This window comes from Gluconobacter thailandicus F149-1 = NBRC 100600, assembly GCF_000964465.1.
GTDB classification, from domain to species: Bacteria; Pseudomonadota; Alphaproteobacteria; order Acetobacterales; family Acetobacteraceae; genus Gluconobacter; species Gluconobacter thailandicus.
Genome location: NZ_BANH01000024.1, coordinates 229,574 through 237,748, shown reverse-complemented (window position 1 = coordinate 237,748; position 8,175 = coordinate 229,574). Strand labels below are relative to the sequence as shown.

Sequence of the window (8,175 nt, the reverse complement as noted above, 5' to 3'; positions counted from 1 at the left end):
TGAATCAAAATTCCCTACAAAAATCAATGGGTCCTGAGCCTAGGAAAATGTCTTGCTTCAGGTTTGGTGATATACATATGTAAAACACTGAACCAATGAGAAGGGACATGGCATGCTTTCGGGACAGCGCCTGGAGGACCGGTATGGATGGTGTGTGGAATGACAGTCAGCCAATCTATCAGCAGCTCCGGGACAAGGTGGCTGGCATGATGCTGGATGGGGCTGTAGGCGAGGGAGACCCTGTTCCGTCCGTTCGTCAGGTTGCGGCCGATTGCCAGATTAACCCCCTGACCGTCATGAAAGCCTATCAGCAGCTTTCCGACGAAGGGCTGCTGGAGAAGCGTCGTGGGCTGGGGATGTTTGTGGCTCCAGGCGCGCTGGAACGTCTGGCGCAAAGCGAACGTGAGAAATTTCTGACGGAACAATGGCCTGAGACTCTCCGGACAATTCGCCGCCTTGGTCTGTCCGTAAATGATCTTTTGCAAAGCGGAGACGGCGAATGACCTGCATTGAAGCGCATGGTTTGCGTAAAGTTCATCGCGGCGGGAAAGGTGTTCAGGGCATTGATCTGAGCATTCCATCAGGCCGGATTGTCGGACTGATTGGCCCGAACGGTGCTGGCAAGACCACCACGCTGAACGCCATTCTGGGGCTTGTGCCTTATGAAGGCTCTCTGAAAGTTCTGGGACGCGATCCCTGGCGCGAACGGGAAGCCATGATGCAGGATGTCTGCTTCATTGCAGACGTTGCGCTCCTGCCGCGCTGGATGAAGGTCTGGCAGGTCCTGAAATACGTTGAGGGTGTTCACCCCCGGTTTGACCGTCAGCGTGCCGAACAGTTCCTGTCCCGGACGGACATTCAGCAGAAAACCCGCGTGCGGAATCTCTCCAAAGGCATGGTGGCACAGCTACACCTGGCCCTCGTCATGGCTATCGATGCCAAGTTACTGGTTCTCGATGAACCAACGCTTGGCCTGGATCTGCTGTATCGGCGTGAGTTCTACATTACGCTTCTCAACGATTACTTCGATCATGACCGCACCATTCTGGTGACAACGCATCAGGTCGAGGAAATCGAGGATATTCTGACGGATGTGATTCTGATTGGCGACGGTCGCATCACGCTTCAGGATAGTATGGAAAATCTGGCTCAACGTTTCGTGGAACTGAAGCCGCGGGCAGATGCTGTCGAGGCCGCCAGAGCCCTTAGGCCACTCAATGAGAGGCTCATTCTGGGGCAATCCATCATGCTGTTCGATGGTGTTCCACAAAGTGAACTGGTTGCGCTGGGTGAGATCCGTCAGCCGAGGCTAGCCGATCTGTTTCTGGTGCTGATGGGACAGAACCGTTTGAACAAGGGAGCCGTGGCATGAGTGAAAAGCTGGTCTGGTCACTACGCCAGTATGTCTGGAGTGTGAAGCGGGAACTCTGGGGAAACCGGTTTCTTTTCTGGGGGCCGTTGGTCATGGTCCTTCTGTCCGTTGTTGTCTTCTGTACGCCGCTTCTCAAAGGCCTCAAATTTAACGGACCCAATGTCCCACCTCAGTTCCTCTTCTCCATAACGGCAGAAATGCTGTCTGGTGTCGCCAATCTGTCTGTATTGGTCGTGGGATGTATTTACGCGCTGGGCACATTCTACAATGAGCGGAAGGATCTCTCGATCCTGTTCTGGAAATCCATGCCTGTATCCGATCGTCTGAGTGTATTGGCTAAGGCAGGTGTCATTCTGGTCGTTGTTCCACTGTTTGCGCTGATGCTCACATGGGGCGGAGTTCTGGCGCTCGCCGTCACGATCGCACATGCTTATGGAGTTTCTCTTGGAGTCTTGACCGATCATACCGGAATTGTAGGTAACCTTGCGGATTACGCACTCTATGCGGTGCTGAATGCACTCTGGTGGCTGCCGGTTTATGCCATTCTTTTTGTGGTGTCCGTTCTGGCCAGAACCACGCCGACTGTCTGGGTTCTGGGGATTCTGGCAGCGCTAGGGATCACAGGAATGGCGGGGCTACCGACAAATCGCATCACAAATCTGGTCCTGGATCGCTTCATACGTTTTCCGGGAACCAGTATGAGTCACGCAAAAATGCAGATGCGGGCAGGACATGGTCAGGGACTCACTGTCGACCAATATACGCCAGTCCAACAGCTTACAAGGCACCCTAATTTTGCGGAGCTGTTTGTCGCCCCAGCTCTTTGGTGGGGCGTGTTGATTGGAGTGCTCTGTCTTGCCCTGACAGTCTGGTTACGCCGTCGGGCAGAACCAATCTAATTTTCGCGGTATAGAAATCCCCTGCCTGAGAGCTGGGCAGGGGAGCGCATGTTTACTTGTTTTCTGTTCCGAAAATGGTTTCCAGCGTCTCGGCCATCACGGCGCTGTCGAGCGTGCGGCCCAACCAGATTTCCACGCCGATCACGCCCTGGTTCACCAGCATTCCCAAGCCGTCCAGCGTCGTGCAGCCGATGGCTTTGGCCTCTTTCAGAAAGCGGGTCTGAGGAGGATTGGGTATGACATCGGCAACAACGGTGTCTTTCGTCAGGCTGCTCATATCAATCGGAGGGACCGTTTTTGGATCGCCCAATCCGATGGATGTGGCGTTGATGAGAATATCCGTCCCGGCTGGAGTGGAGAATTTTCCAGACCACTCCTGAGCATCCCCGCTAACATCGGTGTTGTCGCGGATCAGCTTCGCGATGGCCTCCGCCTTTGAAGCATCGCGGTTGACGATCGTAATGTGAGCCGCGCCAGCCAGTGCAAGTTCCACCGCAATGGCCCGCGCAGCGCCGCCCGCGCCAAGGATCACAACCTTCTTGCCAGTAGGGGACGTCACTGTTTTCAGAGACGTCAGAAAGCCTTTGCCATCGGTATTGTGGCCAATCAGCTTCCCGTCCCGAATGGCCACGCAGTTGACGGCGCCAATAAGTTTGGCGGACTCAGCGATGTCATCCAGGTGATCGAGAACAGCCACCTTGTGGGGCAGGGAACAGTTAAACCCTGCCCATTCCATGGCCTTGGCGCCTTTGACGGCGTCTGCGAGGCTGGCAGCCTTGACGTCACAGTTGATGTATCGGGCGTCAAGACCGGCGTGGTGGTACCCCGCTTCAATCATGGCTACGGTGGGGTTGTCCGCACAGGGGGTTGAAAACGACCCTGTAAGAATGCTCCGAAAGCTTTTTTCGCTCATGGTCGATTGCCCTTTCCCGAAAATGTCTCTGACATAGAAAGACAACCGCAGCAGATTGTAACCCGCAGACTGGCCGAAAAAGGCTGACTTTCGAATTTGTGATGGATTGTGAGGTCAGGCGGCCAGTGTGATGATGGCGCGCAGGCCCCCTTCAGCACGGTTCTGAAGACGCACATCGCCGCCCTGAGCGCGAAGGATGGTCCGGGCGATGGAGAGGCCAAGCCCCGTACCACCGGTTTCCCGGTTACGGCTGGTCTCGATCCGTACAAAGGGTTCGAAGACCCGATCCAGTTCCTCGTCAGGCAGGCCCGGGCCGTTATCTTCTACGATGATACAGGCGTACCGGTCTTTTTCTTTCTTCTGGGAGGGAGGAATCAGCGTGACATGCGCGCCGTTGCCATATTTGAGGGCATTGAGGATCAGATTGTTCAGGGCACGCTTTAGCGCGACGGATCGTGCCATGATTCTGACGGGTGTGGTGGGTGACTCATAGATCAGGTTGTCGGCCTGGTCAGGATGTCCCTCGGTGGCCTCGTCCATGATCGTTTGAAGCAGGGCCCGGAGATCAAGGGAAACCACCTGTTCATTCGAGGCGCTGTCGCGGCCGAAGGCCAGAGTGGCTGCTACCATGGCTTCCATTTCATCAAGGTCAGCAAGCATCTTGTTGCGAAGTTCGTCATCGTCGATGAACTCTGCCCGCAGTTTCAGTCGCGTGATGGGAGTCCGCAGATCGTGTCCGATGGCTGTCAGCATGAGTGTGCGGTCCGACACGAAGCGCCGTATCCGCATGGACATGGTGTTAAAGGCTATGGCGGCGCGACGGATTTCGGAAGCTCCGTTCTCCGGCAGGACAGTTGAACTGTTGACGTCACGCCCCAGGGCTTCGGCTGCATTTGCGAGGGTTGTAACAGGCGCGATCAGTCGGCGCGTGGCCCAGACGATCAGCGCTCCGCCGCAAAGAGACATCACCAGAAATGCGATGATGAAGGTGGGTGCTTCCAACGGATTGGGTAGCGGCATCACATAACGCACCACAACCCAGCACTGGCCATCCGGCAGCAGCAGGGAGGCGGAATGCGTTCGGAGTTCCTGCCCCGTCCACATTTCCCGAGGATAGAGAGATGCCGGCAGGAACGGCCATCTTCCTATGGGAGGCATCTCCCTGAAACCGGCATGATCGTCCATGCCCGGGACGTGCCAGCCTTCGGGGCTATCGGGGTGAGGAAAAGGACCGCCCTGATCAGGAACGCGACCTTCCGGTCCGCCATGTATTGGCCGCATGGGACCTTCAGGACCGCCGGGTTCAAAAGGCGGTCCATTAGGGCCAAAACCGTTTGAAGATGGACCGAAATGCTCTGGAAAAGGTGGCCTGCCCGAGGGGAAAAATGGAAGTGGTGTCTTGTGGCTGTGAATTTCCTGATCCGGCATGGGGAGGAGCAGGACTGTCGTACTTGACGGAATATGCAGTTCGTCAATGACGTTCTGGCGGTCTTCCGGCTTTGTTTCCGCGATAGTGCGGTAAATGGAGAAGACCTGCATCTGGTAATCGTGCATCTGGCTGCGCTCGGCCAGATCGAGCCGATCGAGCGCATGAATGCCCAGGCCTGCCAGTTCCACGATCCCAAGCCCTACAATCAGCAGAAGGCTGGTTCGGGCGACAAGAGAGCTGGGCAGGAACTTCATGTTTAGACGCGTTCGACTTCTGCTGCCAGAACATACCCGCCCCCACGGACGGTCTTGATGACCTGCGCGTTCCGGCCATCATCTTCAAGTTTGCGGCGCAGACGGCTGATGGCCACGTCGATTGCCCGGTCAAACGGCCCGGCCTGACGACCCCGCAGCAGCTCCAGCAGCATGTCGCGGGTCAGGACTCTGTTTGCACGGTCCAGAAGGGCCATGAGCAGGTCGTACTCGCCGCCCGTCAGGGAAATTTCTGCCCCCTCCGGGTTGAGGAGGCGGCGTCGCACAGGGTCGAGGCACCAGCCGGCGAACATGATCTTACGGGTATCGGTGGCCTGACGTTTTTCGGAGGCATCAACCGTGCGGCGCAGGACGGCGCGGATACGGGCCAGCAGTTCACGCGGGTTGAACGGCTTTGCGACGTAATCGTCTGCACCAAATTCCAGCCCGATGATACGATCCGTTTCATCGCTCATGGCCGTAAGCATGATAATAGGAACGTTATCCTGGGAACGCAGCCAGCGCGCCACTTCCAGGCCGCTCTCGCCCGGAAGCATCAAATCCAGCACAACGAGCTGGTAATGTCCGTTGGACCAGGCCTTGCGGGCTTCACGGCCATCCCGGGCCGCTGTGACGCGGAAATGATTGCGTTCGAGGAACTTTGTGAGCAGTTCCCGGATTTCACGGTCGTCATCAACGACCAGAAGATGGGGCAGGTTTTCCGTACCCATAGTGGTGTTACCTTCCTTGCGCTTGTGACGCGACTCTGTTCCGCCGCGTCACTGTCGTGCTCAGGCCAGCCAGGATGGAACCGGTAGGTTCTTCGCACGAAGGAACTCAGGGTTGAACAGCTTTGACTGATACCTGGCACCACCGTCGCACAGAATTGTAACAATCGTATGTCCGGGGCCAAGCTTCCTTGCGGTCCGGATGGCTGCTGCAACATTGATGCCTGACGAGCCACCTACGGAGAGGCCTTCTTCCGCCGTCAGGGCAAAAATCTGTTCCAGTGCTTCAGGGTCTGCAATTCGCTCGGCATCATCTGGCGCGCAACCCTCAAGGTTGGCGGTTACGCGCCCCTGGCCGATGCCTTCCGTGATGGAACCCCCGCTGATGGTCAGATCATTGGCTTTGACCCATCCATAGAGTGCGGAGCCTTCGGGATCAGCCAGAACAATTTTCGGTGCAGTCTTGCCAGCCGCAGCCGCCTGTTCGCGCAGACCAATCCCGATACCGGCCAGCGTGCCGCCGGTTCCGCAGGCGCAGGTAAAGGCGTCAATCTTTCCGCCTGTCTGGTTCCAGATTTCGACGGCGGTTGTTGTCCGGTGGCCTTCACGGTTGGCGGTATTGTCGAACTGGTTGGCCCAGAAACCGCCGGTTTCTTCAGCCAGTCGACGTGACACATGAACGTAATTGCCTGGATCGCGGAACGGTTTGGCCGGGACAAGGCGCAGATCCGCACCAATCATGCGCAGGAAGTCGAGTTTTTCACGGCTCTGCGTTTCCGGTACGACGATAATCGCCTTGCAGCCCATGGCCTGCGCCACCAGCGTCAGCCCGATGCCTGTATTGCCAGCCGTTCCTTCGACGACTGTCCCGCCGGGCTTGAGGGCGCCGGTGCGGAATGCGTCCTGAATGATGGCGAGAGCCGCGCGATCCTTGACGGAACCGCCCGGGTTCATGAACTCGGCCTTGCCATAGATTTCGCAGCCGGTTTCTTCCGAGGCACGTTTCAGGCGGAGCAGCGGCGTGCCACCGATGGCGGCCGTCATGCCAGCAGACGGAGCCTGCCAGCCTTTTGAAACGGACTGGTGTGCGTCGGTGATGTCAGTCATACGTTTTCTCCTGTGCTGACGGAATTAGACCGCGTTTTATAAGGATGAGGAAGGCCATGAAGGTACTGACAGCAAAGCAGGCATGGGACGTGCTTGCAAATGAGGCCGGTAGCGTCCTCGTGGATGTGCGGACGCCGGTGGAATGGGCGGAGGTCGGGCTGCCCGACTCTGCCTCTCTGCCACAGCCCGTCGTGTGCCTGACCTGGCAGCCCGGTCTGGAGCAGATTTTTCTGGAAGGTTTGCTGGATGCGGTTCCGGATCAGAACAGCCGTGTGCTGTTCCTGTGTCGCTCAGGCATGCGCTCCCACAATGCGGCCCTTCTTGCTGAACATGCAGGCTATGCGGATGTGACGAATATTGTGGATGGTTTTGAGGACAAGCATGGCCCCGGCACGGGCTGGCGCGCCGGGGGACTGCCGTTTACTCACAAGCCGCTGTCAGGTTCCTGATCCGCATCGTAGTGGACTTCAAGAACCGCACACCACGGGTAGCGGCTGTCATAGCTGTGGCCTGACCCATCCGCGATCCGGCCGTTTGCATCGGTCGGAACGTGGGTAAGGGATACGGCATCATCCACATTGCCGCCTACGATGCTCAGCTCATGCCCGAAGGGTTGGGCATTCTGGTTGACTGCCGCAACGATGCCGCAATGTGCCGGGAAGCCGTAGGATGTCGGTAGCATCGAGAACGTCACGGATTTGCTCCGTCCACGACCGACGCAGATCAGATCGCCCATCTTTGGGGTGTAGCTTCCCGGATCATGCGCGCTGACACCGCTGGATTGCCCGCTGGCTGCCGCGTTGATGTAAGTGGCGTGATTGGGAGAATATGGGAAGCGATCATTCGCGCCGGCAACTCGCATAACGTAGGAAATGAACGCGGCTGACCAGGCATAATGGCCATCGTGGGCTGCGTCGAAGCGCGTACCGCCAGCGTCCGTCTTACCGGTCCACGCAACTTCCGTTTCGTACGGGTCCTGGCCAATCCACCAGTATTCGCCGATGCGCTGCCACAGACCGGGGATACGTTCCGGCTTGAGGGCGGGATCGGTTGGTTCCGGGCGATCTTCCGGATCATCATCCGAAACCGGAGAGCCGAACATCCGCCATTCACGCAGGGCAATGGCTGCAACGTCCTGACGGTTGAAGGGCTCGAAATTCCGGCTGGCAAAGTCCGGAACATGGTTGTTGTAACCAAGGGGGCCGGTTGTGCCGTTCGCATACTGCGCGTTGGGCGTCTGGGCCGGATATGGGCGGACACTGTTCTGGCTGGCACAGCCAGTCAGTGCGAACAGTGCGGCCGTAGCGGCTGTTCGCCAGAAGATATGCGAGTCTGACACAATCATCCTCATGCGGGCTCGATGAAGTATCATCTTGAACGGCAAGTGTGATGGAGCGTCAAGGGCAAGGCATTCCGAGTAGGAGGGGATTGTCTTTACAGCGTTGAAATCTCCCCTTTTTCTTCGAGAGAACAGAT

The 8,175-nt window shown here is 57.5% G+C and carries 9 protein-coding genes; 4 read left to right on the top strand and 5 right to left on the bottom strand.

All coding sequences use genetic code 11. The features are described 5' to 3' along the window. Positions 1-143: 143 nt before the first annotated feature. The 3 genes from B7444_RS08880 to B7444_RS08870 are packed head-to-tail and all read left to right on the top strand — an operon-like array spanning position 144 to position 2,271. Complete coding sequence (locus B7444_RS08880; protein ID WP_007282663.1) at positions 144-503, top strand: GntR family transcriptional regulator; 360 nt, start codon at positions 144-146, stop codon at positions 501-503. Continuing rightward, a complete protein-coding gene (locus B7444_RS08875) occupies positions 500-1,372 on the top strand; it encodes an ABC transporter ATP-binding protein (RefSeq protein ID WP_007282662.1) in 873 nt (290 codons plus the stop codon). The genes B7444_RS08880 and B7444_RS08875 overlap by 4 nt, the downstream gene beginning before the upstream one ends. Further along, entirely contained in the window at positions 1,369-2,271 is a 903-nt protein-coding gene (locus tag B7444_RS08870) for a hypothetical protein (protein WP_007282661.1), read from the top strand. The genes B7444_RS08875 and B7444_RS08870 overlap by 4 nt, the downstream gene beginning before the upstream one ends. Before the next feature lie 52 nt (positions 2,272-2,323). On the opposite strand, the gene aroE is transcribed toward B7444_RS08870, so the two are convergent. The 4 genes from aroE to B7444_RS08850 all read right to left on the bottom strand — a co-directional run bounded on the left by aroE (position 2,324) and on the right by B7444_RS08850 (position 6,699). Continuing rightward, complete coding sequence (aroE, locus tag B7444_RS08865; protein ID WP_035729871.1) at positions 2,324-3,184, bottom strand: shikimate dehydrogenase; 861 nt, start codon at positions 3,182-3,184, stop codon at positions 2,324-2,326. A 114-nt stretch (positions 3,185-3,298) separates the two neighbouring features. Beyond that, positions 3,299-4,867: an ATP-binding protein gene (locus B7444_RS08860; RefSeq protein ID WP_007282659.1), complete on the bottom strand. Its 1,569-nt coding sequence runs from the start codon at positions 4,865-4,867 to the stop codon at positions 3,299-3,301. Between the two features lie 2 nt (positions 4,868-4,869). Further along, a complete protein-coding gene (locus B7444_RS08855) occupies positions 4,870-5,595 on the bottom strand; it encodes a response regulator (RefSeq protein ID WP_007282658.1) in 726 nt (241 codons plus the stop codon). A 60-nt stretch (positions 5,596-5,655) separates the two neighbouring features. Then, a complete protein-coding gene (locus B7444_RS08850) occupies positions 5,656-6,699 on the bottom strand; it encodes a cysteine synthase A (protein ID WP_007282657.1) in 1,044 nt (347 codons plus the stop codon). 56 nt (positions 6,700-6,755) lie between these two features. Here B7444_RS08850 and B7444_RS08845 point away from each other — a divergent pair, with 56 nt between their 5' ends. After that, positions 6,756-7,148 (top strand): rhodanese-like domain-containing protein, encoded by a 393-nt coding sequence (locus tag B7444_RS08845; RefSeq protein ID WP_016737645.1) that lies wholly within the window; start codon positions 6,756-6,758, stop codon positions 7,146-7,148. Here the strand turns inward: B7444_RS08845 and B7444_RS08840 are convergent. Beyond that, complete coding sequence (locus B7444_RS08840; protein ID WP_007282655.1) at positions 7,124-8,044, bottom strand: DUF2272 domain-containing protein; 921 nt, start codon at positions 8,042-8,044, stop codon at positions 7,124-7,126. The genes B7444_RS08845 and B7444_RS08840 overlap by 25 nt on opposite strands. Positions 8,045-8,175 lie beyond the last annotated feature (131 nt).

Bases quoted from the DNA above. Each gene is read 5' to 3' on its own strand.
- B7444_RS08855 (WP_007282658.1), bottom strand. From the start codon at position 5,595: ATGGGTACGGAAAACCTGCCCCATCTTCTGGTCGTTGATGACGACCGT.
- B7444_RS08845 (WP_016737645.1), top strand. From the start codon at position 6,756: ATGAAGGTACTGACAGCAAAGCAGGCATGGGACGTGCTTGCAAATGAG.
- B7444_RS08880 (WP_007282663.1), top strand. From the start codon at position 144: ATGGATGGTGTGTGGAATGACAGTCAGCCAATCTATCAGCAGCTCCGG.
- B7444_RS08850 (WP_007282657.1), bottom strand. From the start codon at position 6,699: ATGACTGACATCACCGACGCACACCAGTCCGTTTCAAAAGGCTGGCAG.
- B7444_RS08860 (WP_007282659.1), bottom strand. From the start codon at position 4,867: ATGAAGTTCCTGCCCAGCTCTCTTGTCGCCCGAACCAGCCTTCTGCTG.
- aroE (WP_035729871.1), bottom strand. From the start codon at position 3,184: ATGAGCGAAAAAAGCTTTCGGAGCATTCTTACAGGGTCGTTTTCAACC.
- B7444_RS08875 (WP_007282662.1), top strand. From the start codon at position 500: ATGACCTGCATTGAAGCGCATGGTTTGCGTAAAGTTCATCGCGGCGGG.
- B7444_RS08870 (WP_007282661.1), top strand. From the start codon at position 1,369: ATGAGTGAAAAGCTGGTCTGGTCACTACGCCAGTATGTCTGGAGTGTG.
- B7444_RS08840 (WP_007282655.1), bottom strand. From the start codon at position 8,044: ATGATTGTGTCAGACTCGCATATCTTCTGGCGAACAGCCGCTACGGCC.